Origin of the sequence: Vibrio sp. 10N.222.52.B12, from assembly GCF_002875385.1 — a bacterium.
In the GTDB taxonomy this organism is placed as follows: Bacteria; Pseudomonadota; Gammaproteobacteria; order Enterobacterales; family Vibrionaceae; genus Vibrio; species Vibrio jasicida.
Window position 1 is genome coordinate 1 of record NZ_MDAW01000073.1, and the last position, 286, is coordinate 286.

At 49.3% G+C, this 286-nt stretch carries 1 protein-coding gene; it reads right to left on the reverse strand.

Annotation, left to right across the window (positions count from 1 at the left end; genetic code table 11):
- Window positions 1–286, reverse strand: a 286-nt coding sequence (locus tag BCT11_RS03860) for a Calx-beta domain-containing protein (protein ID WP_277869646.1), incomplete at both ends; no start/stop codon positions are given.

Here is a 286-nt window from a genome sequence, read left to right on the forward strand (position 1 = left end):
CTCTGGACCTTCAAAGACATCATCACCGGTAGTACTAACGGTGACGCTATAAGTCGTGTCATTCGCAGGAACAGTTACGTCAAATGTGCCATCCGGATTTACAGCCACAACTTGGGTTGAGTTATCTGCATAAGTGATCGTCACAGAGGTGTCTGTGTAGTCCACACCACCGTCAGCAGTACCATCAGCAAGCGTCATACTCACAACTGTGTCGGTCGTGCTTGGATTGCTCAGGGTAACGTCTAACGTTGCCGGATCACCTTCGTTGACTGTCGCGTTGCTAATT